The sequence below is a fragment of the Paenibacillus motobuensis genome (assembly GCF_039521865.1).
Classification (GTDB): domain Bacteria; phylum Bacillota; class Bacilli; order Paenibacillales; family Paenibacillaceae; genus Fontibacillus; species Fontibacillus motobuensis.
This window is the reverse complement of record NZ_BAAACX010000016.1, coordinates 25,953-47,979: the sequence shown is the minus strand read 5'-3', so window position 1 is coordinate 47,979 and position 22,027 is coordinate 25,953. Positions and strand designations below refer to the sequence as shown.

Below are 22,027 nucleotides of genomic sequence, written 5' to 3'. Positions count from 1 at the left end.
TGAACCCATGATTTATGATGCCGGTGAGTCCTTCAAGCGATATTCTGAAGGAGTCATACCGGTATACTTTTGAAACACTTTGGTAAAATAACGACGCTCCTGATAGCCTACCTCAGCGCCGATCTGTGTGATTGACTTCTCACTGCCGCTTAGCATATACTTCGCCGTCTCAATCCGTTGTCTCGTTAAATACTCCACAAAAGTTTCCCCGAAATGATTCTTGAAGAGCAGGCAGAAATAACTGCAACTAATCCCAAGAAAATCGGAAATATCCTCGATGCCGAAGTCAGATCCCAGATTCTGTTGAATATAATTCTGTGCCGACATCATCAGTACCTCCGATGATTTCTTCGTCGAGAGCGAATCTTTATAACGCTCAATCAGTGAGACGATCAACGATATCAGTTCTTTTACGCTGAGCGATTCCTGAAGTCGTAACCAGACGGCTTCCTCTTGTTCTCCAGGGAGCATCTGCATCTCGCGCATTTCACGCAATAAATGAATGAGCAAGTAATACAACAGCTTCTCGGCCCTGCCGACCGAGGTCTCATTCAGACGGGCTACATAAGCTTTCAAATCGCTGATCATCTGCGTCAACGCTTCATAATTGCCATTCCGCAGGCCACTTCCGAATTGCTCAACCCAGTGCCACTGTGCATCCACTACGCCGAGAACACCACTAGGAATAGGCTCAAATAAATCCTCACTCACATTTGAAATATCAGTAAACCACCCCTGCGACGGGTTCAGAATCAGAATCTGCTGCATGCGCTGATAAACCGCGGATATTTCACTCAAGGAGCGAGGTTCTTGCCCCAGACACATACGGATGAGCATATGCGGCTTGTCTTTAACCATCGCTTGCAATTTCTCATGCACTAGGCTCAAGGCTTCCATCGCTATAGGCTGATTTACGACAGTGTCGAAGATGATACACCATTCTCCTTCACGTACCTGAAGCACCGTATAATCTCTGAGCAGGGGCAGGAACAGCTCCTTCAACTTCAGCTTGATCTCCAGATTCCATGCCTTCCGTTCGGGGGCAGGCCAGGAGATGGACTCGTGCGCGTAACCGTCCATATCCAGCAGCAAGACGGCATAGCTGTCCGGATGGCCTGCGCCTTCCTCATCCTGCCACAATTCATCCTCTTTGACGGCCTCCTGCCCCAATAAGGAATGAATCAGAATATTCTCATTAGCCAGAGATGCTACCCGGCTTAAGAGCTGCTCTTTGTTCTTCTGCTTCTTCTTCTCGATGATCTGCTTCGCCAGCTTCCTTACCGTGTCTTCCAGCTCGAAGTAGTTGATCGGCTTGCAAATATAATCGCGAACCCCGTAGCGGATTGCGGTACGTGCATATTCAAATTCCTGATAGCCTGTCAGAAGAAGGATTTCCCCGGTTAATCCCTGTTCTCTAACCTTCTGGATCAGCGTCAAACCATCCATTACCGGCATTCGGATATCACATAAAATCAAATCGGGATGATGCAGGGTGGCCGCCTCCAAAGCGTCCACACCGTTCTTAGCCAAGCCGATAATTTCAAAGCCCAGATCCTCCCAAGGCAGCACTTTCGATAGATTGTTCAGGATATGAACCTCATCATCAACTAATAACGCCTTCAGTCTCATTTTTATCACCCAATTCATATTTAGGAATCACACATTGAATCACCGTACCGTATCCAGGCTGCGAACAGATGAACAACCCGTATCTAACTCCGTATTTAAGCCGGAGCCGATCATACACACTCCTCAGCCCCAGGCCTCTTCGCTCATGATTAGGATAATATCCAGATTCCTGGTAGGCTGGATTATCACAATCCAGGTATTGGATCTTGGACAGCGCTTCGTTCGTCATCCCAATTCCATTATCTTCAACCCGAAGCGTGATCCGATCCACCTCCATCCTTCCAGTGACCTTGATCATTCCCGGATATTCGATTCCTTCAAAACCGTGCTGAATACTGTTCTCCACAAGCGGCTGAAGGGTAAGCTTGAGAAGCTGACAGCCTATCATCTCATCCGGAATATCAATTTCATAATCGAACAGTTCATCAAATCTGAACTTCTGAATCTCCAAATAATTTTTTAAATGTTCAATTTCCAGGCTGAGGCTAATCTCCTCCTTGTCCTGAATGCTGATCCGTAATATATTAGCGAGCCGCAGCACCATCTCACTGACCTTGCGGCCTTCATTCTGGACAGCCAGAACATTAATAGATTCCAGTGTATTAAATAGAAAATGCGGCTTGATCTGGGCTTGCAGCACTCTCAGCTCCGCATTAGCCTTCTGGAACTGCTCTCTCTTGACCTGCTCGAACAATTCGTTAATTTTGACCATCTGATTGTTGAAGCCTTGCTGCAGAAGCAATAGCTCATCATCGCCCTTCTCATCCACACGCGCGCTCAAGTCCCCATCCTCAACCTTGCGCATGAATCTTACGATGACGCCAATCGTGCCTGTAATCCGGTTCATGAACAACAGGTTGAACAGCAGGGCTGTCACGACACATACGAAGAAGATAATCACGAACCAATTGGCAAAAGTCACAACCTCACGCGACAAATAGCGCCAAGATGTTACAGAGACGAGCTTCCAAGGATACTCCTTCAAATCATAGGCGGATATGACACTCTCTTCCCCATTGAACTTAGCCTTGAAGCTCTGATAGGTGCCCCCACCCTCAAGTTTCTTCATAATGTTCGGTTCCAAGGATTGCCCGACCATCTCGGATTTGTAATCATACAATACTTGGCCCTTGTTATTGACCAGCATGAAGCGTGTATCCTTCATACTACTGCCCAGTCTGAGGTTCTGAAATATTTTCTCGAATTCCCAGTTCTTAATCTGAACAACCAGAATACCTACGCTGCGCAGATTGTTCAAATCTTTAATCAAGCGGATCTGCGTAAATACATTGTCCGAGCCAGTAAATTCAGGATACTCATGAGGCGCAATCCATAGCGGCATCCCTCTGAGAGACACAACTTCATCATATAGTGGATGCTCCTTGAACTGTTCATAAGGCAAAGTCTGAAAATTCTCTTTATTAAAAATCGTAATCACATTCGATCCAACACGCCCATGCACATTGTACAAAAAAGCATAATCAATCGCCGGGTGATTATAGAGCAGCGACCGAAAGTTCTTCTGGTTCGCATTAAGCTCAAGCTGGCTCGATGCCGTCAAATCCTGCGAATCCGGGTCTTTGGCAATCAACGCCTGTTGAAACACTCCTTTGGCAATGCCGTTATCGGTTACATTATCCATTTCATAGAATACGTTCTTGATGCTATAGCCGATCGCCTTCAGCGAATATTCCGACTGCTGGCTATACTTCGTCTCTATCGAATTAAAGCTGACTAGAAACGTAATAATACCGAGGATAAATAAAGGGATGATCACCAGCCCCAGAAAAGCGGTAAACAATTTAATTCGCAGATTCATACGCATGAGCTCCCGACCAATCTAGTAATTAGCCCTTGACGCTGCCCGCCGTGACTCCTTCAATAATTTGCTCTTGCAAAATCGCGTAGATAATCATGACTGGCACAACGCTAAAGACAATCCCAGCGGACATTTGTGCGTAGTTCGTGTTGTAGGCGTCCCTGAAACCTACCATACCTACCGGAAGCGTTTTCAGTGCATCATTGGACAGGAAATAGTTCGCTAGCAAGAACTCGTTCCAGTTGCCTAGGAAGTTGATAATGAAGACGGTCACGATCGCCGGTATAGTTAGTGGTATTATTATTCTAGCAAACAGTCCGGCAGAGCTCAATCCATCAATAACCGCCGCCTCTTCGATTTCTCCCGGAAGAGACCGCATAAAAGCTGCTAGGATGACAACCGAGAATGGAATTGCATTAGCGACATAAGGCAGGATCAGCGCCATATGCGTATCGAGAATATCCAGCTTTCTCATAATACCATAGATTGGAAGTAGCAAAGAGTTATTCGGGATCAGCATCCCTAGCAAAATTAATTGAAACACGATTGCACTGATCTTATTATAGCGCATACGCGTAACTGCAAAGGACAGCATCGCTGCAAAAAGAATCGATACACAGGCAGCGAGAACCCCGATATACAAACTGTTCAAGAAATAAGTGCTGATCTTTGCATTGACCCAAGCATTTACGTAGTTATCAAATGAGATCGAGCCTGGAAGTCCGAACGGATTAGAAGCGATATCCTGATTGTTCGTCTTAAATGATGAGAAGATGACAAACAGGAACGGATACAGAATGATCAGCAAATAGCCCATTAGAAATATATGCGGAATAGTCTTCTTTATTGCTCTCATCAGTATTCAATCCTTTCCGTCCGTTTTGCAATCAAGACTTGATATAATACTGTGATGATAATCGTAAATACGAAGATCAATACAGCGATGGAATTACCGAAGCCATGTCTAAAGCTTGTAATCGCATAACGGATCATGTATGTTGCCATAACATCCGTCGAGCCTGCAGGGCCGCCCTTAGTCATGACGAGCACGATATCTGCAGCTTTCATCGCACCAGCGATGGACAACATAATAACGACTGATACAATTGGCATAATGAGTGGAAGTGTGATCTTGGTAGCTCTTTGGAATCCGGTTGCCCCGTCAATTGCCGCGGCCTCATCCAGTTCTTTAGGAATGGAGAGGATGGCTGCAAGCACCATTACGATGTAGAAGCCGGTCCATTGCCAAGCATTTGTAATCAGGATCGATATCATGGCCCAGTTCTTATCAGACAGCCAGTAGACTGGCGATACACCGAAGAGTCCGAGCACTTCATTAGCCAGACCGAAATCCGGGTTATAAATGAAGCCCCATAGAATCCCGATAACTGCCGTCGACATAATCGAAGGCATAAATACCGCCGTCTTGTATAACCCCTTAAAACGTTTCACGTTAGCTATTAACAATGAGAAGATGATAATGAGCGGAACTTGGATCAAACATGAGAACAAAATAAAATAGACGTTATTTCTTACTGACTTCCAGAAAGCAAGATCGTTAAATGCCTGCACATAGTTATCAAATCCGATATAATGAACGGTCTTAGATATCCCGTTCCAGCTAGTAAAACTGTTGTTGACCGCTGTAAATACCGGATAGATAAAAAAGGCCAGAAACAAGATGAAGGCAGGCAGTATGAACAAGACATATATCAGCGGATTTCTTAGTGCTTTATTCATGGTAACCTCCGTTGTATCTTTGATATTCGTTTCTTCTGCTCCTAAGTTCTATCTATCTTTCCATGTAGTCAGAAAGGGCGCCCCCACAAAGTCGAGGCGGGTGGCGCCCTTTGCTAACTAAAGAGGTAGTTCAGAAATAATTACTCGCCGGCTGCATTAGCTGCGTCTTGAGCGGCTTGCACATTCTCCAGCATCTTCTGAGGATCGATTTCTCCTCCGATGATTTGCTGGATACCCATGCCAATTGCAGTGTTAACTTCTGCTTGAACAAGCGCGTCAAAGGCAGGGAATGGTTTTCCAATTTCACTTACAGCTTTGAAAATATCTTGCATCAACGGATCATCGGATGTTGTCTTCATTTGCTCCAGATCCATCTTCAGGGCAGGAAGCACACCGTCTTCCTTCAGGCCGCGAAGCTGCATTTCATCTGTCCACATATTCTTGATGAATTCCTTGACTGCTGCCAATTTGCGAGGATCTTCGCTAACAGAACTGGAGAAGCCATAACCGTTATTCGAATCCTGCATGACAACGAATGGGTCTCCTTCTTTCAGAGGTGGCATACTGAAGTAACCAATCTTGCCTACCAGGTCACCAGCTTGTGCCGGATCTCTGAACACCGAGTTCGCCCACGATCCGTCCATCATCATGATCGCTTCGCCAGTTATCACTTGGTTTCTCATATCTGCATATTCAAAACCAAGCTCGCCTTTCTTGAAGTAGCCTTTTTGTACCCATTCCTGATGCTTGGCAACCCCTTTAACCACGTTCTCGTCGGTCCATTTTGTCTCACCTGTCTTGAATCCGTAAGTGACCTCCGGACCAGCATAGTAGGACCACAGGTTATTCGTCGTCATCAGAGGAATCCAAGCATCCTTGGATGATTGAGCGAACGGAATCTTGCCGTCTGCCTTAATCTTGTCCGCAATCGCTTCCAATTCATCAAGTGTCTTAGGAACCGTCAGACCCTTTTGTTCGAAATATTCTTTATTGTAGAAAATACCTTCGATCGATCCGCCGATTGGCAGGCCATAAACTTTACCGTCATAAGTAAATGGACCCAAGTCACTGAATTTATCTTTAAGTCCAAGCTCATCGAGAATCGGAGTAAGGTCGAGCATTAAGCCTTCCTTAGCATACAATGCTGCGTCCGGGCTGCCGAATACGTCAAACACTTCCGGTGGCTTGCCTGCAGCCATCTCGCCTCTCAGCTTCTCCTTACGGTTAACTTCTGAATCCACGCCGTCCAGCTTGATTGTTAAACCAGGAACAGCATCTTGTGTCTTTTTCACCACATCATCCAGAATTGCCAAGCGGAACTTCTTTGCTTCCCCGATTTGTGTGTGGCGAATCGTAATTTCAAACGGTTCATCACTTACCTTTGCTTCGTTAGCAGGCTTGTTATTTGTTCCCGCACTGCCTTTGTCCGTTGTGTTCTTGTCATTGGAACTTCCACAACCAGCAAGCAATGCCGAAGCTACGAAGAACAGGGATAGTAACAGCGTCAAACTCTTCTTCATATTTCTTTGGACCCTCCTCAAGATCGGTTTGTATGTTACATCTTCATTATAGAAAGCGATTCCATTTTTGATAAGGAGGACATTTTTCTATAACGGGGATAATATTATCTAGTTGTAAAATAAGAAAAACGGTTAAATCTGACAAGTCGTGTCAAATTCAACCGTTTGTGTGGGTTAGTAATATGGATTAAGTCATGTTAACTGACATAATGATTACTTCGCTGTAACTACCTGCTGCCGCCCCTCTTCGATCAGGCGATTCGCCCGTTCGATCTCCTCCGCTGTTGGAGAAGGAACGCCCTCTAGAGGGTAATCCCAACCAAGCTCCTGCCATTTATAGATCCCCATTGTATGATAAGGAAGTATCTCAAACTTCTCTAAACCATGCAGGCCGCCGATAAACTTGCCAAGATGAATCAAATCCTGTTCATCGTCGTGGATCCCTGGTACAAATACGTGACGAATCCACATTTTACGATCATGCTCAGACAACCAATGCGCCATGTTCAACATGCGCTCATTCGGTTTGCCGGTCAATTTGATATGCTTCTCATTGTCAATATGCTTCAAATCAAGCATGACCAGATCCGTCACATCCAGCAAATCGCGGATCTTATCGCCTTCATTGTATCCGTTCGTATCCAGGCAAGTGTGCAGGTTCCAGCGCTTCTTCACCTCACGGAACAATTCAGTGACGAATGGGGCCTGTAACGTTGCTTCTCCTCCGGATACGGTTAACCCGCCGCCTGACGAACGATAGTAGTTCAGATATGGCTCAATTTCAGCCAGGACCTCTTCTACTGTCATCTCCTTGCCTTCCGTCAGGCTCCAGGTATCGGGGTTATGGCAATATTGGCATTGCAGCAGGCAGCCCTGCATGAAGAGTACGAAGCGTATACCCGGTCCATCTACCGTTCCGAATGTTTCTAATGAATGAATACGACCTTTAAGCATATTGTTCGTCACCCTTTCTCATTGAGGCTGCCTGATGTATAGCCACAATCTCTAAGACTATTCAGATCCCGTTATTACATCGAACCGTGGAAGGTACGGTTAATAACATCAAGTTGTTGTTCGCGAGTCAGCTTGATGAAGTTAACAGCATAGCCCGATACGCGAATGGTCAATTGAGGATAATTCTCTGGATGATCCATAGCGTCGATCAATTGTTCGCGGTCGAATACGTTAACGTTCAAGTGGTGAGCATCGCTGCCGAAATATCCATCCATCATCGATACGAGGTTGGATTTACGAGTCTCAGCATCTTTACCCAGCGCCTTAGGAACGATCGAGAAGGTATTCGAGATACCATCCAAGCTGTGTTCGTAAGGAAGCTTAGCAACCGAGCTCAGGGAAGCAAGAGCACCCTTCTTGTCGCGGCCATGCATTGGGTTAGCACCTGGTGCGAATGGTTCGCCAGCTTTACGTCCGTCTGGAGTGCTACCTGTTTTCTTACCATATACGACGTTGGAAGTAATCGTCAAGATCGATTGTGTTGGCAACGAATTACGGTAAGTTTTATGCTTGCGGATCATGCCCATGAAGCTCTCAACGAGCTTAACAGCGATGTCGTCAACTTTGTTATCGTTGTTACCATAGCAAGGATATTCGCCTTCGATTTCGAAGTCAACAGCGATGCCATTTTCGTTGCGGATCGGTTTAACCTTAGCGTATTTGATTGCGCTCAAGGAGTCAGTAGCTACTGACAAACCTGCAATACCGCAAGCCATCGTACGCAGAATGTCACGGTCATGCAATGCCATTTCGATGCGTTCATAGCAGTATTTATCATGCATATAGTGAATAACATTCAAGGAGTTAACATATGTCTTAGCCAACCATTCCATCATTGGAATGTAGCGTTTCATAACTTCGTCATAATCCAGATATTCCGAAGTAATTGCTGGATATTCAGGACCTACTTGAACGCCGGATTTCTCGTCTTTACCACCGTTGATTGCATACAGCAATACTTTAGCCAAGTTAGCGCGAGCACCGAAGAACTGCATTTGTTTACCGATTCTCATAGCGGATACACAGCAAGCAATACCGTAGTCATCTCCATAGATCGGACGCATCAAATCGTCATTTTCGTATTGAATCGAACTTGTCTCGATCGATACTTTGGCAGCAAATTTCTTGAACGCTTCAGGTAATTTCTCGGACCAAAGGACAGTCAGGTTAGGCTCTGGAGCAGGTCCCAGGTTGTAGAGTGTATGCAGGAAGCGGAAGCTGTTCTTCGTTACGAGCGTTCTGCCGTCTTCAGCCATACCGCCGATCGATTCAGTTACCCAAGTTGGGTCACCGCTGAACAGATCGTTGTATTCAGGAGTACGCAAGAACTTGACAATACGCAATTTCATAACGAAATGGTCAACCAATTCCTGAGCTGCTTCTTCAGTCAATGTGCCTTCAGCCAGATCACGTTCGATATAAGCATCGAGGAACGAGGATACACGACCAAGCGACATCGCTGCACCGTCTTGTTCTTTAACAGCTGCAAGGTAACCGAAGTATACCCATTGAACTGCTTCTTTAGCATTTTCAGCTGGTCTGGAAATATCGAAGCCGTACATTTGACCCAGTTCTTTCAACTCTTGCAGAGCACGGATTTGCTCAGAGATCTCTTCACGAAGACGGATTACATCTTCATCGATCACATCGACTTCAAGGCTAAGCAACTCTTGTTTCTTCTGTTTGATCAAGAAGTCAATACCATAGAGTGCTACACGACGATAGTCGCCGATAATCCGGCCACGGCCGTAAGCATCTGGAAGACCGGTGATGATACCCGCTTTGCGGCATGCTCTCATCTCGGATGTATAAGCATCGAAAACACCTTGGTTATGCGTTTTACGAATCTTTGTAAACATGTCAACGATTTCGCCTGGCAGATCAAATCCATAAGCCTTACAGGAATTGAGAACCATGTTGATACCGCCGAACGGATGAATCGTGCGTTTGAACGGCTCGTCTGCTTGCAAGCCAACGATTTGTTCCTTATCTTTATCCAAATATCCAGCAGCATGTGAAGTAATGGCGGAAGGTGTGTTAACATCTACATCAAGTACGCCGCCTGCTTCGCGTTCTTTCTTGGTCAGATCGGAAATGATCTCCCAGAGCGCTTTTGTGTTAGCGGTAGCTCCTTGAAGGAAGGTTTCATTTCCTTCATAGGAAGCAACGTTGCCTTGAATAAAATCGCGAACATTGACTTCTCTCATCCACTTGCCTGCTTTGAAGCCTCTCCATGCGGATTGAACTTCTTTTACTTCTCTCTCAATCACCGACATCTTTATTCCCTCCATATATATAGTTTGGAGCACGCGGTTGAAGGATATACTCGCGCCTCGTGATCCCTAAAATTTGTGATAATTTTCACATTTCATACACTAATGAACCTATGAAAATTAATCACCTACTACTCAAATATGCGGGATCGTTTATGTCATAATCATACATCAATCCCGCATAAATGATTGTGACAAATATCACAATCGAAGTGATATTTGTCACGATTTTCCTTGCATTTGTTCAATTATTCGTCAAATCTTCCGTAGAAGGCATCACGGTATACTTCCGCCAGTTCAGTGACCAGTGGGAGCTTAGGGTTTGCTGTTGTACATTGGTCTTCGAAGGCCCGGTCAGCCAAGTAATCTACCTTCGACTCGAAATCCTTCGGATCGAATCCGAGCTCCTGGAAGCTCTCAGGAATGCCAAGCTTTCTGTTCAAGTCACGGATCGCATTGATCAAGCTCTTGATTCCCTCTTCGGTAGTGCGAGCCGGCAAGCCAAGAATGCGGGCGATTTCTGCATAACGCTCATCAGCTACGAAATGTCTGTATTTAGGCCAAGCTGCGAACTTGGTCGGTTTCTTGGCATTGTAGCGAATAACATGCGGCATCAGGATCGCATTCGTGCGGCCGTGTGCTGTATGATATTGTCCGCCCCATTTATGCGCCAAGCTATGGTTAATACCCAGGAAAGCGTTGGCGAAGGCCATACCTGCCAATGTCGAAGCATTGTGCATTTTCTCGCGGGCCAGCTTGTCGCCAGTAAGCGCCGATTTCTCAAGGTACTGGAACACCAGCTGAATCGCTTTGATTGCTAGACCATCCGTGTAATCATTAGCCATTACCGAGACATAAGCCTCGATTGCGTGAGTCAATACGTCCATACCGGTATCTGCAACAGCGGTCTTTGGCAGTGTATATACGAATTCAGGATCGATAATAGCTACATCAGGAGTTAGCTCATAGTCTGCCAAAGGATATTTCGTGTTGCCGTTAATTTTATCAGTAATTACTGCGAACGAAGTCACTTCCGAACCCGTACCCGAAGTCGTCGGAATAGCAACGAATTTTGCTTTTTGACCGAGACGAGGGTATTTGTAGATCCGCTTGCGGATATCCATGAATTTTTGCTTCAAGTTGTGGAAGCTTGTATCCGGATATTCGTAGAACAACCACATCCCTTTCGCAGCGTCCATCGGCGAACCGCCACCAAGTGCGATAATGCAGTCCGGCTGGAATTTGTTCATCAGCTCAGTTCCGCGTTCAACCGTAGTTGTCGATGGATCCGGCTCTACATCCGAGAAGACTTCAATCGCAACCGGCGTTTGGCGTTGACGGAGATAATGCTCCACTCTCTCTACATATCCCAGTTTAACCATCATTGGGTCTGTCACGATCAACACGCGGCTGATGTCAGGCATTTTGGCAAGATATTGAGTAGATCCCTTTTCAAAATAAATCTTGTTCGGTACTTTGAACCATTGCATATTCACGGTACGATGATTCACCCTTTTCACGTTGATCAGATTGACGGCTGTTACGTTCGACGATGTCGAGTTGCGTCCATACGAGCCGCAGCCCAGTGTCAACGATGGCAGGTTCGTATTATAGATATCGCCGATACCGCCTTGCGAAGATGGCTGGTTAACCAGGATCCGGCATGTAGGCATACGGTCGGAGTACTTCTTGATTACTTCATCATTATTCGAATGGATGACCGAGGAGTGACCCATTCCGCCGAACGATACAACTTCAAGTGCGAGGTTGATGCCTTGCTCTGCATTCTTCACCTTGTAGCAGGCCAGCACTGGGCTAAGCTTCTCAGCAGACAATGGGAATTTAGGACCTACACCATCAATTTCTGCCACGAGAATTTTAGTTCCTGCAGGTACATCGATACCGCACATTTCAGCAATTTTTACAGCAGATTGACCTACGATCGCCGGATTCACGGCACATTTATCCGCATTAATTGCTCCCTTGGTCAATTTACCAGCTTCTTCTTTATTTACAAAATAGCATCCGTTAGCTATCATTTTCTTCTTTACTTGATCGAAGATCGGTTCTTCGATAATAACCGCTTGTTCAGAAGCACAAATCATGCCGTTGTCGAATGTCTTAGATAGGATGAGGTCATTTACGGCTTGATCGATGTCTGCACTCTTCTCGATGAAGCATGGAACGTTACCAGGTCCTACACCCAAAGCTGGTTTGCCGCAGCTGTACGCTGCCTTAACCATTGCAGAACCGCCAGTGGCCAAGATGCAGGCAATGTCGTTATGATTCATCAGTGCATTCGTACGATCCATGGATGGATTCTCGATCCATTGAATGCAATCGGCAGGTGCGCCATGTTTAATCGCCGCATCAAGCAAGATTTGGGCTGCTTCAGCACTGCAGCGTTGAGCGGATGGATGGAATCCGAAAATAATCGGGTTACGGGTCTTGATCGCGATAAGGGCTTTGAAGATCGTCGTCGATGTCGGGTTGGTTACTGGAGTGATCCCCATGATGATACCGACCGGCTCGGCGATTTTCTGAAAGCTATCATATTCATTGTCTTCAATAACACCAACCGTCTTATCATACTTGATGCTGTGGTAGATGTATTCCGTAGCGAACATGTTCTTAATGATCTTGTCCTCGTACACGCCGCGGCCGGTTTCTTCTACGGCCATCTTCGCCAAGTACATATGTTTGTCTAGACCAGCAAGCGCCATTGCCTGTACGATGGAATCAATTTGCTCTTGATCCATTCCCATGAAAGCTTCTTGTGCTTTGTTTGCTTTGTCAATCAACGTCTGAACATACTCTTGCGCAGTTGGCTGTTGAACCTTGGTCGCAACTTCATTTTTAACGGCCATCTCTCTCATCCTCCTAAGTTTAATGGATGCACCTGTCTTTAGAGTTCGTGAAATATTTCACTTGTAGGTTCATCCTTTGGAAGCTTTGTGCTTCTCTTTATGGTTTGATCATAGCATATCGATTTTCATTTGTATAGTGAATTTTTTCACATAGTTTAAAATAGTTGAAAACTTTCAGCTTTGGGTGTATATTTTCATCATGTTCTTACATATATTATATTCCATTTTGCTTGGGTTCCAAACTTTAAGCAATTTAACAAACTAAGTTTCACGTTTAGCGAACATATTTGCAATTGGATAACGCTTCCAAAGTGAAATTAGTCACAATGTTAAAAATTAGACACTTTTAGACGTATTAGAGGCGACCCAAAATCAAATAATCGTTATATAATTAATTTAAAATAATTTAAAATTTTCAGAAAATTTAGAACAAATTCGTATAAAAGGGGAAATCGATGATGAGTGAAAGCGTAAATACCACCATGCCCCGCGGCAATACAAGTTGTTTCTCCGAGCAAAACTTCAACAGGCTTCTTGTTACGATGAAGGATAAATCTTATCCCGAGGGAACGCATCTTTTCTGGGAAGGCGATCTTTCCGATAAGCTATTCTACATTAAGCGCGGGCGAGTAAAATTAACCAAATCTACCGATGAAGGTAAAGAACTTATTCTATATATGTATGGTCGCGGCGATATGGTCGGACAGGCCGATCCTTTCTTTAGTATGAAGCACAGCTTCACCGCTGAAGTGATCGAAGACAGCGAGGTCGGTGTAATCGAGCAGAAGGATCTGGAGATCATGATTTGTCAGCATTGCGATTTTTCAATCGATTTCATGAAATGGATGGGAATCCATCACCGACTAACCCAGACTAAATTCCGTGACTTGATGATGTACGGCAAACCTGGTGCGCTCACCTCTACTCTGATCCGTCTTAGCAATACTTACGGTGAGCCCTATGGCGATTCCATTCTCATTAACAAGAAAATCACACATACAGACTTGTCCAACATGATCGGTGCTACCCGCGAGAGCGTCAACCGTATGCTGAGCGATCTGCGCAAGAAAGACGCGCTCGAATATGTGAACGGCATGATCGTCATTAAAGACCTTGTTATGCTGCAGGACATGTGCCACTGTGAACTCTGTCCAAATGAAATTTGCCGGATCTGACGATCGGTTCGGCACCATCCCCTTAACCTTCATCTTCCCCCATCAGGAAGATGAAGGTTTTTTGTATTCATACACCCGGCTCATGAGATCACAATCATATGAAAGACAAAAAAGAAAAGGCCTTCAAAATAATGAAGGCCTCTTCTGCAAAAGTTCATTTTATTTTAAAATGTCATGGTCAACATAACGTTCACCGTTCAATTCGCTAATAATCTCAATCGCGACCTTAGCCCCATCGCCAGCGGTAATAATCGTATGAACGCTGACACCAGCTACTGTACCTGCTGCCCAAATTCTCGGCTTGCTGGTACGTCCGTTACCGTCCGTGTCAATGACCGTCTTGATACGTGGCTCTCTTCCATCTTTAAGTGTAATTCCGATCGACTTAGCTAAATCCGTAAGCGCACCAGTGGCCAAAATAACATGAGAAGCTTCATAGCTGCGTCCCGATTCCGTCTTAACGGTTATTTTCGTTTCACCATTTGTATCTACGGCTATTACTTTCTCTTCGATGAACTTAGCGCCGAATTTCTCAGCTTGTTCACGGCCTGTCTGCAGTAAATCCGGTCCGGACGTCTCTTTGACGCCGTAATGATTCTCAATCCAGGCTCTCTTCGTCATGCTTCCATTGCTGTCTAGTACAAGTGTCTCCTTACCTGCCTTTGCCAGAAACAAAGCTGCACTTGCCCCTGCAGGTCCTGCTCCGATTACTATTACCTCAGCCAAAATTACACCTACTCTCTATAATATTAGGGGTAGTTCAAAAAGTCTTCTTTTGATCGTGAAGTGAATCAAGAAGTGGCTCAGCATCAGCATTTAGAAAAAACGCACATCGGAAGCATAAGCTTCGGTGCTGAAAACCGACCTTTTTGAACTAAAATGTTCGTGCCGCCCCCGTCACAGGTAGCGGCACGGCTAGCCACGTTACTCAATCCATTCTTCAGCCCAGCATTGAACCTGATCCATAACGGGACGCAATGCGCGCCCTTTATCCGTCAATTCGTATTCAATCCGAACCGGTGTCTCCGGATACACATGTCGCACAAGAATGCCTTCATTCTCAAGATCCTTCATTCGTTCGGATAGCATTTTATCACTCATCGACGGGATGCCATTTGAAATATCTTTGAATCTCTTGGGTCCGTCCATTAAAGTTCGAATAATTAATCCGTTCCAGCGTTTTCCCAGCAAAGAGAAAGCCGACTCAAAGCGCGGACACAGCTGACACATGGATGTACCGTTATCATCCATTACATTTCACCTCTTACCTATTTAGAAACATTACTTCATGAGAAACTTCATCGTTAAAAACTTACAATAAGTTAGTTTGTTTCAGTTTAGCATATTTTTAAATAAATTAACACAGAGATTATACTTACCTTAACATTTTCCCAACTCTGTACTATTAACATAGGCCTTAATCTCGTAAACTATACGATAAGTTTAGCAATTTAAGGAAGCAGAAATAACGGCTCCCTAATGGCAGCCGTTATTTCTGCTTCTATTTAGAACCTGAGGTATTTACACCCACCACATCTCAGCGGCAGAGTCCTCCATAATAACTTGCTGTAAATTGCGAACAGCCTTCGTGAAGCCTTCGTCAATGGACATCAATCCATCCTCGTGCTCGATGCTTACTGCATAGTCATAACCATGCAGGCGAAGCGCGCTGATAATATCCGCCCAAGTCTTCATATCATGGCCATATCCAACGGTACGGAATTGCCATGCACGATCCTGCATTAATGAATAGGATTGCATGTCAGTAATCCCGTGCATGTTGACATTAATCGGATCAATTGTTGTATCCTTGGCATGGAAGTGGTGGATTGCACCCGCCTTACCTAGGATAGCTACTGCCTGAACCGGATCAATGCCTTGCCACCACATATGGCTAGGGTCCAGGTTAGCGCCGATAACTTCACCAACCGCTTCACGAAGACGAAGCAATGTACCTGGCGTATGCACGGAGAAGCCGCCATGAAGCTCAAGGCCGATCTTGACATGATGCTTCTCAGCGTAAGCACCCCATTCCTTCCAATAAGGAATGACTTTATTCTCCCACTGCCATTTCAGCACTTCCTGGTAATCATTCGGCCAAGGAGCAACCGGCCAGTTCGGATATTTCGCATCCTCATGATCACCTGGGCAGCCTGAGAAGGTGTTAACGACAGGTACTTCAAGCAACTCTGCAAGCTGAACCGTCTTGACGAAATCGTCATGATCCTGCTGTGCAAGTGCCTTCTGCGGATGAAGCGGGTTACCGTGACAGCTCAAGGCACTGATTATCAGGCCACGGGATTCCACCGCTTTCTTGAATTGTTCACGAGCAGCTTTGTTCTCCAGAAGAAGATCCGGGTTGCAGTGAGCCTTGCCGGGATTCCCACCTGTACCGATCTCTACTGCCTTCAAGCCTCGGGATGCAGCCATATCCAACGCTTCTTCGAACGAACGATCACCAAACAGAACCATAAAGACGCCTAATTTCATCGTATTTCCTCCTACCTCTATTTCTTGTTTATCATATGTTTAGTTAATAGTGTATAAGCCATTAGTCAAAATATACTGCCTTGCCTGTCTTCGCTGATTCATAAATTGCCTCAAGAATTTCAGTAACTACGAGAGCTTGCTCCGGCTTTACGATCGGCTCTTTGTCTTCAATAATCGCTTCAATCCAAGTTCTCGCTTCACGGACAGCTTCATTCTCCACTTTGCCGTCATAGAACGCTACACCGCCAGCGCCAAGGTCGATCTTCGTGTCATACAAGCGGCTGTTCTTCTCGCCGTTAATACGCAGACCGTTAGTCATATCAGCTCCGCCTTCAGTACCACACAGCATCGTTCTAGCTTCACCGATATCAACCATATTGATCGCCCAGCTTGATTCAAGAATAATGGTCGCACCATTCTTCATCGTAATGAATCCGAATGCAGAATCTTCAACCTTGAACTCTTCCGGATTCCACGGACCAAATGCATTCGCCGCATTCTCACGATCCCCTAGCTTGTGGAACACTTGTCCGGTTACACTCTTCGGCTCGTAGTTGTCCATCAACCAAAGCGTCAAGTCCAGTGCGTGAGTTCCGATATCGATGAGCGGGCCCCCACCTTGCTTCTCTTCATCAAGAAATACACCCCAAGTAGGAACTGCACGACGACGAAGCGCCAGCGCCTTACCCAGATAAATATCACCCAATTCCCCTTCTTCGCACAATTGCTTCAAATACATGCTATCGTCGCGGAAGCGGTTCTGATATGCAATGCTCAATTTCTTGCCCGTACGCTTCGCTGCGTCCAGCATTTGACGAGCTTGCTCAGCCGTCTTGGCCATCGGTTTCTCACACATAACATGGCGTCCGGATTCCAGGGAAGCCACCGTGATCTCTGCGTGAGAATCGTTAGGCGTACATACATGAATAACCTCTACATCAGTCTCTGCCAACAACTTGCGGAAATCTGTAAATACTTTGGCGCCTTCTACGCCATATTCAGCAGCCGCTTTGGTCGCGCGTTCTTCGATAATATCGCAAAAAGCGACCAATTCAACTTGCTCTACCTGCGAAAGACTCGGCAAATGCTTGCCGTTTGCGATCCCGCCACACCCGATTACAGCTACTTTTATTTTTTTAGACATTTAGTTTTCCTCCTTCTTGTGCATAAGCGCGTATAAATTCCATACTTGTCTCGATGCTCTTCAATGAATCATTAGCACAATAATCCTGTTCTACAACTAGCCATTCAGCACCTGCCTGGATCGCAGCGTCAGCAATGTCCCGAACATTCACTTCTCCCTTGCCCAGTTCCACCGTCTCCGGTGATCCGTCTGCCTTCTTAACGAGATCCTTCCAGTGAAGCAGAGGCATGCGACCGCTGTATTTTGCGATATATTCAAGCGGATCAAATCCCGCGAAGTACACCCAACATGAATCCAGCTCGACCTTGAGCAATTCCTCGGATACTTCAAAGAATATCGCATCAAGTACTGGCTTGTCCCGGAGCTTCTCTGTCAGTTCGAAATCGTGGTTATGATAGAACAGCACCATTCCCTCTTCTGCGCAGCGCTGGCCAATCACTTTCAGATCCTCTATCACTTCACCCCAGCGCCCGCGATCCTCTTCAGCCAAATAAGGCATAGCCAAGTAGCGATTGCCGATAGCTTTGTTAAAAGCGATCTCCTCATCCAGCGCATGGAGCAAGCGCTCATATGGTGTATGCGCACCTAAAGCAACAAGCCCTGTCTCATCAAGGATAGCCTTCACCTGCTCTGGCGTACGGCCATAGAACCCAGCGAATTCCACACCCTGGTATCCAAGCTCAGCCACCTTCCGCAGCGTACCTTCAAAATCACGTTCCAAATAATCGCGTACCGTATAAAGCTGTAATCCTACCTTCACCATATGATTCACCTCATTACGAATGATTGTAGACGAACACCGAAAATGTGTACTTTATAACTCACAACACCTTCGGGTGCGCCGAATTCATAGGTCTTCCTTAACTAGCACCTATCCTTGGCACTCGGCCAACGACACCACTCCTGAAAAGGATTTTTTTATATTAGCACTACAAATCCAATGGTATTTCAAATCGCTTTCATTTAAAATGAATAATATGATTCAAACATGAACAATCTGGTCATTATTTTATTATTATCTAAAGGAGAATCAGCGATGGATTGCCGTAACCTTCACCTATTAACTGCCAATGATTCACCTCAGCACATCAACAAGGTAGCGCCGACAGAACGCTTGGACTTGCAAATATTAACTGCTAACTACTCCTCTCACCGCAAGCCTTTTCATATGGTTAATCCTGAAGGATTGCATAGTTATCTTATTCGCCTTCAATCCTTCGGGCGCTGCCGGGCCCGTTTGGATGGGAAGCTAGAGCTGCTAGAACCGGGTGACCTGCTGCTGTTCAAGCCCGGTGAACCCTACGAGCTTCGAATTGAGGCGGAACAGAACCAACTCGGTGAGAAAATGGTCTCCAGCGCCGATTATCATATATTCCTATCTGGAGGCTGGGTCGATGAATGGTGGGAGAAATACGATCGGCCGCAGAAGATTAAGGTTCCTCTTTCCGAGGGGATCATTGGCGCTTTCCGTCAAATTATGCTCGAACAGCGACGGATTTCTAATCCTACACCTGAAATAGCCGAATATTACTTAAGAATATTGTGCCTGGATATCGATCGGAACTTCCTGCAGCAGCCGCTGCCCACTTATCCGTCGTACCTCGCCCATCGCATCAAGAACTATATTGAAGAGAACGCCGCCTCTCCTTTTAAGCTGGAGGATGCTGCGGCCCATGTTGGAATTAGCGTATCGCGAGCCGTCCACTTGTTCAAAGAAACATTTGGTACAAGCATCATTCAATATGCGCTGGAAGTGCGATTAAATATGGCACAGGAGCGAATCACCTTCAGCCCTCTATCATTGGAGCATGTCGCCGAGAGCTCCGGATTTCCGAACTACAACTATTTCCATAAAGTATTCCGCAAGAAATTCGGGATGTCTCCCAAGCAATACCGGCAAACCACGCGTAACCATGGGATGTAACTGGTGATTCGGGTACTGCTTGTTACAAAAAATGCTGCTAGAACCATAGATGGTTTCAGCAGCATTTTTTTATGTGATGTATTCCTGAATTATCCGTTTGCCTTGCTAGGCTTGTTCTCTGCGGTCTTCTTGCCCGACAGGAACCAGGCGCCGACAGCGATCAGTACCAGGACAATATAGAATGTGATCTTCCAGGCTGTACTCTCTGCAAAAGCTTCAGGGATGATGTGAAGCGACGGATGCGCTAAGGTGTGTACGGCTAACTTAACACCCACCCAGCCTACGATAAGGAATGCCGCGATCTCCAGGCCCGGACGGGAATGAAGCAGCTTCACGAAGAAATTGGCTGCGAAGCGCATGATGATGAGACCGATGAATCCGCCGAGCAAAATGACGATAAATTTGCCGCCATCCATGCCGCCGATATTCGGCAGACCGCTAGGTGGCAAGGCAACAGCTAGAGCAACTGCGGCCAGGATCGAGTCGACCGCAAACGCGATATCCGCCAGCTCCACCTTCAGCACCGTGCCCCAAAAGCCGGAGGTTTTCTTCTTTTTCTCCGGGATGTTCTCATGATTCTGTCCGCCCTCATTTTCAGCTCGATGGACGACCAGCTTGCGAACGATATGATTGATAGCCATATACAACAGATAGATTGCCCCGATCGCTTGAAGCTGCCACACGTCAACCAGGTACGAGATAATAAATAACGATGCAAAACGGAAAATAAACGCACCTGCCAATCCGTAGAACAGAGCCTTCTTCCGTACATCCTCCTCCAGATGCTTCACCATAATTGCCAGGACCAGCGCATTATCCGCCGCGAGCAGTCCCTCCAGCACTACCAGAACAATGAGCACCCAACCATACTCCATAAGCAAGCCAATATCCATCTTTTTTCCCCCAATTAGTCAGTGTAGTGTTGTTATTGTGGCTTAAAACTAATAAAAAAAGACCTTTACCGATTGCGGTAAAGGTCTTTTTGATTAAACCTCTACCCTGCAATGGTAAAGGTCTCGCTAACAACTTGAAGTTGCCAATAAAGCCGGAGATGTTCATCTCGTAATGACGACTTTACTGAAGCAGCTACTCCCCTTTAATCATTTAACACTTATATATGAATTCATATACTATACGTCATAATATTATAAGATATAGATTTACCTGTCAATATATAACTTCGTGAACAAGCACTTCTCAAAATTCGCTAACGGAAATAAGATGCGTTATTCGGGCCAAATCCGGCTAAACCGCTCTCTTTTAAGCAATTAAGGTCCCCTAGTTCCATTAGAGTTTCAGGTGGTTCTATTGGGATCAAATAACGGCTGTGATTTCCGTTAGCTATTTATCGGAATTATTTCGAATTTTACATAAAAAAAGGTATAATAATATCGATACACCTCAAGATCTTACTAATATCGAAACGGAGGGAAAAACATGAACCAGGCACCATTGCCTAATCTGGAATTGGCTACTTTTGCCGGCGGCTGCTTCTGGTGTATGGTATCCCCATTTGAAGAGCTTCCGGGCATACATGGAATCGTCTCGGGCTATACCGGTGGCCATAAAGAGAATCCAACCTACGAGGAAGTATGCGCCGGGGGTACAGGCCATTATGAAGCTGTGCAGATCACATTTGATCCGGCCGTCTTTCCGTACCGGAAGCTGCTTACCCTGTTCTGGCAGCAAATCGATCCGACAGATGCAGGCGGACAATTCCATGACCGCGGGGAATCCTACTATACAGCTATTTTCTATCATAATGAGCGCCAGCGTGAAGAAGCCGAGGAATCGAAGCTCGAGCTTGAACAGAGCGGACGCTTTGATAAACCGATCGTAACGCCAATTTTGCCGGCTTCCGTCTTTTATCCGGCTGAAGATTATCATCAAGATTACCACAAGAAGAACCCGCTGCACTACAAGCGTTATCGGATCGGCTCTGGCCGGGAAGATTTCATTGAACAACATTGGTCCGGCCCTGCCGACCGTGAGCAATTGAAGCAGGTTCTGACGCCGATTCAATATGAAGTCACACAGAACAGCGCCACCGAAAGACCATTCACCGGCGAGTATTGGGAGCATACCGCAGATGGCATTTACGTGGATGTCGTATCCGGCGAGCCTCTGTTCAGCTCACTGGATAAATATGACGCGGGCTGTGGCTGGCCAAGCTTCACCCGTCCGCTGCAGTCCTACAATATCAAGGAGAAGCTGGACAAGAGCCATTTCATGATACGTACAGAAGTTAGAAGCCGGCAAGGCGACTCTCATCTGGGACATGTATTCGATGACGGCCCAGGCCCAACTGGACTCCGCTACTGCATCAACTCCGCTGCGCTCCGCTTCATTCCGAAGGATGAGCTGAAGAAAGAAGGCTATGGAGAGTACCTGCCGTTGTTCGAGCAGCAGAGCTAAAATAGCATATCGTTCAA

The 22,027-nt window shown here is 45.9% G+C and carries 17 protein-coding genes; 3 read left to right on the top strand and 14 right to left on the bottom strand.

Going from position 1 to position 22,027, the window contains the following annotated elements; translation table 11 throughout:
• Nucleotides 1-12 precede the first annotated feature (12 nt).
• The 8 genes from ABD014_RS18030 to adhE form a co-directional block, all read right to left on the bottom strand.
• Nucleotides 13-1,629, bottom strand: coding sequence for a response regulator transcription factor (locus ABD014_RS18030; protein WP_343863328.1), 1,617 nt, complete (start codon nt 1,627-1,629; stop codon nt 13-15).
• A complete protein-coding gene (locus tag ABD014_RS18025; protein WP_343863326.1) occupies nt 1,604-3,448 on the bottom strand; it encodes a cache domain-containing sensor histidine kinase in 1,845 nt (614 codons plus the stop codon). Before ABD014_RS18025 ends, ABD014_RS18030 begins: the two co-directional genes overlap by 26 nt.
• Nucleotides 3,449-3,476: 28 nt before the next feature.
• The gene (locus ABD014_RS18020) at nt 3,477-4,304 is read right to left on the bottom strand and encodes a carbohydrate ABC transporter permease (protein WP_343863324.1); all 828 of its coding nucleotides are present in this window, start codon (nt 4,302-4,304) and stop codon (nt 3,477-3,479) included.
• Nucleotides 4,304-5,188: a carbohydrate ABC transporter permease gene (locus tag ABD014_RS18015; protein ID WP_343863322.1), complete on the bottom strand. Its 885-nt coding sequence runs from the start codon at nt 5,186-5,188 to the stop codon at nt 4,304-4,306. The genes ABD014_RS18020 and ABD014_RS18015 overlap by 1 nt, the downstream gene beginning before the upstream one ends.
• Before the next feature lie 140 nt (nt 5,189-5,328).
• Entirely contained in the window at nt 5,329-6,708 is a 1,380-nt protein-coding gene (locus tag ABD014_RS18010) for an ABC transporter substrate-binding protein (protein WP_343863320.1), read from the bottom strand.
• Nucleotides 6,709-6,921: 213 nt separating this feature from the next.
• A complete protein-coding gene (pflA, locus tag ABD014_RS18005) occupies nt 6,922-7,662 on the bottom strand; it encodes a pyruvate formate-lyase-activating protein (protein ID WP_343863318.1) in 741 nt (246 codons plus the stop codon).
• A gap of 74 nt (nt 7,663-7,736) precedes the next feature.
• Nucleotides 7,737-9,998 (bottom strand): formate C-acetyltransferase, encoded by a 2,262-nt coding sequence (pflB, locus tag ABD014_RS18000; RefSeq protein WP_343863316.1) that lies wholly within the window; start codon nt 9,996-9,998, stop codon nt 7,737-7,739.
• Between the two features lie 245 nt (nt 9,999-10,243).
• Nucleotides 10,244-12,862, bottom strand: a complete 2,619-nt coding sequence (gene adhE / locus ABD014_RS17995) for a bifunctional acetaldehyde-CoA/alcohol dehydrogenase (RefSeq protein ID WP_343863314.1) — start codon at nt 12,860-12,862, stop codon at nt 10,244-10,246.
• Between the two features lie 458 nt (nt 12,863-13,320).
• Between adhE and ABD014_RS17990 the strand changes: the two genes are divergently transcribed.
• Nucleotides 13,321-14,037 carry a Crp/Fnr family transcriptional regulator gene (locus tag ABD014_RS17990; RefSeq protein WP_126997591.1) on the top strand — a complete coding sequence of 239 codons (717 nt, stop codon included), beginning with the start codon at nt 13,321-13,323 and terminating at the stop codon, nt 14,035-14,037.
• A gap of 159 nt (nt 14,038-14,196) precedes the next feature.
• Here ABD014_RS17990 and ABD014_RS17985 read toward each other — a convergent pair whose 3' ends face one another.
• The 5 genes from ABD014_RS17985 to ABD014_RS17965 all read right to left on the bottom strand — a co-directional run bounded on the left by ABD014_RS17985 (nt 14,197) and on the right by ABD014_RS17965 (nt 18,434).
• Entirely contained in the window at nt 14,197-14,763 is a 567-nt protein-coding gene (locus ABD014_RS17985; protein WP_126997587.1) for an NAD(P)/FAD-dependent oxidoreductase, read from the bottom strand.
• A 198-nt stretch (nt 14,764-14,961) separates the two neighbouring features.
• The gene (locus ABD014_RS17980; RefSeq protein ID WP_126997584.1) at nt 14,962-15,288 is read right to left on the bottom strand and encodes a winged helix-turn-helix transcriptional regulator; all 327 of its coding nucleotides are present in this window, start codon (nt 15,286-15,288) and stop codon (nt 14,962-14,964) included.
• 270 nt (nt 15,289-15,558) lie between these two features.
• Entirely contained in the window at nt 15,559-16,527 is a 969-nt protein-coding gene (locus tag ABD014_RS17975) for a sugar phosphate isomerase/epimerase family protein (RefSeq protein ID WP_343863309.1), read from the bottom strand.
• Between the two features lie 61 nt (nt 16,528-16,588).
• Nucleotides 16,589-17,671, bottom strand: a complete 1,083-nt coding sequence (locus ABD014_RS17970) for a Gfo/Idh/MocA family protein (RefSeq protein WP_343863306.1) — start codon at nt 17,669-17,671, stop codon at nt 16,589-16,591.
• Nucleotides 17,664-18,434, bottom strand: a complete 771-nt coding sequence (locus ABD014_RS17965; RefSeq protein WP_343863304.1) for a sugar phosphate isomerase/epimerase family protein — start codon at nt 18,432-18,434, stop codon at nt 17,664-17,666. Before ABD014_RS17965 ends, ABD014_RS17970 begins: the two co-directional genes overlap by 8 nt.
• Before the next feature lie 273 nt (nt 18,435-18,707).
• On the opposite strand from ABD014_RS17965, the gene ABD014_RS17960 reads away from it, so the two are divergent.
• The gene (locus ABD014_RS17960; RefSeq protein WP_343863302.1) at nt 18,708-19,595 is read left to right on the top strand and encodes an AraC family transcriptional regulator; all 888 of its coding nucleotides are present in this window, start codon (nt 18,708-18,710) and stop codon (nt 19,593-19,595) included.
• Nucleotides 19,596-19,684: 89 nt separating this feature from the next.
• Here the strand turns inward: ABD014_RS17960 and ABD014_RS17955 are convergent, their stop codons facing one another.
• Nucleotides 19,685-20,488 (bottom strand): TerC family protein, encoded by an 804-nt coding sequence (locus ABD014_RS17955; protein ID WP_343863300.1) that lies wholly within the window; start codon nt 20,486-20,488, stop codon nt 19,685-19,687.
• Nucleotides 20,489-21,032: 544 nt separating this feature from the next.
• Here ABD014_RS17955 and msrB point away from each other — a divergent pair.
• Nucleotides 21,033-22,010 (top strand): peptide-methionine (R)-S-oxide reductase MsrB, encoded by a 978-nt coding sequence (gene msrB / locus ABD014_RS17950; RefSeq protein WP_343863298.1) that lies wholly within the window; start codon nt 21,033-21,035, stop codon nt 22,008-22,010.
• Nucleotides 22,011-22,027: the final 17 nt, after the last annotated feature.